The 1,413-nt window shown below is 64.7% G+C and carries 1 protein-coding gene and 1 pseudogene; both read right to left on the reverse strand.

Annotation, left to right across the window (positions count from 1 at the left end; genetic code table 11):
• A partial coding sequence (locus tag L692_RS0115410; RefSeq protein ID WP_025701052.1) for a DUF58 domain-containing protein occupies positions 1 to 1,036 on the reverse strand: 1,036 nt, incomplete at its 3' end.
• Positions 1,037 to 1,136: 100 nt separating this feature from the next.
• Positions 1,137 to 1,413, reverse strand: a pseudogene (locus L692_RS32815) (polysaccharide deacetylase); the annotation flags it as partial.

The following is a 1,413-nucleotide window of genomic DNA, read 5'->3' on the forward strand; positions in this document are numbered from 1 at the left end:
TGCACTGCCGCGAGGCGTCTTCGAGCAGTCTTGCCAGCGTGCGCGCTCCATCCGGCGCAATGTCGGCAAGCGTATCCAGCACTCTGGCCGGGATGATGCCCATTCCTTCATATCTCGCCATTCCTTCCGGCCAGCCGCCGGCGAACCATTGGGCATAGGAGCCCGCGCGTTCCGCCGCAAGCAGCAGACCCCAGGCCGCCGAGACGGCCAGCTCGAAGGCCGGAGTTCCCGGCGCAGCGCTCCCCCGAGGCGGGAGCGATTCCCATGGCGTTTCATAGGAAGACAGGCAGTTGTCTAGGACGACGCAGAGCATGCGTCCCTTCTCCCTCTCGGGAACGCGGCTTTGCAGAGAGCCGCGCCGGGCCGTGCTTTTCCAATCCACCCGATTCATCGGATCGCCCGGCTGGTAATTTCGGATATCCGCCTCCTCCGTTTCCCCCTTCCGTCCCCGGCTCAGGGCTGCGGCCGCCCCGGGTCCGGCGCCGGAATCGGCGGAGAGGTCCCCGCAGTACAGCGGAGCCGGAAGCACCTTGAACTCCCGGTTCCCCTCGGGAGCGCTTGTTCCGGTGAACCAGCCCGGCAAATCCCCCCAGCTGACGCGGCAGGAACGCAGCTGCTGCCGGCCCCGGGCCCGCCGCTCCAGACTGTAGGTATACTCGAACGTGCGCCGGAAGCCGGGGAACAGCAGCAGCCGATGCTCCCCGCAGGTCCAATGCTCTTCAATCAGCATCCAGGGAATCGGCAGACGGCAGCGGAAGCTGAGATTAACCGTTACCTGCACGCTGCTGCCGGCTGTCGGCTGAGCCGGAGAGAGCGTCCGCGCAAGCTCAAACTTGCGGGGGCCGAGCGCCTGCAGCAACAGTCCGCCAAGCATGACAAGCCCGACAAATATCAGAAGAAACAGCAGGGCGAAGCCGCCAAGCCAGCCGTACAGCCCGGCGATAATGCCCGCTGCGGCCAGCGCTCGCGCCCACTGGCCAGGCAGACTCGGGTTCGGAGAGACGGCAGGCTGATCGGACCTGCGGATTGGTTTCATCAATGGACGATCCTTCCTTTTCCTTGGGTTTGTTCATTATTATTCCCATGAAAAGGAAAAGACAGACCTTACGATATACCCGGTATCCGTACGTGCGGTTTCAGGACGCTCTTACCCGCTGTGCTTCCGAAGCCGATGCCGCCCCGGGAAGACGGTATCCTGCGGATTCCAGCAAATCCCCCAGCGGCACCCAGATGGCCCCGCCTCCAAGCGTCACTTCCGAGACAATCGCTCTCTGATCCCCGCTCCCCGCGCTAAAGACCAGTCCGCCGCCGGACGCATCCGCCATTATGGTCCGCCCATTCAGCACCGCCCGGCCGCTGCGGGTGCCGGTATTCCAGCTCACCTGTCCGCCCAGCCGCTCGACTACAGCCCGC

The organism is Paenibacillus forsythiae T98, from assembly GCF_000520735.1.
GTDB classification, from domain to species: domain Bacteria; phylum Bacillota; class Bacilli; order Paenibacillales; family Paenibacillaceae; genus Paenibacillus_AQ; species Paenibacillus_AQ forsythiae.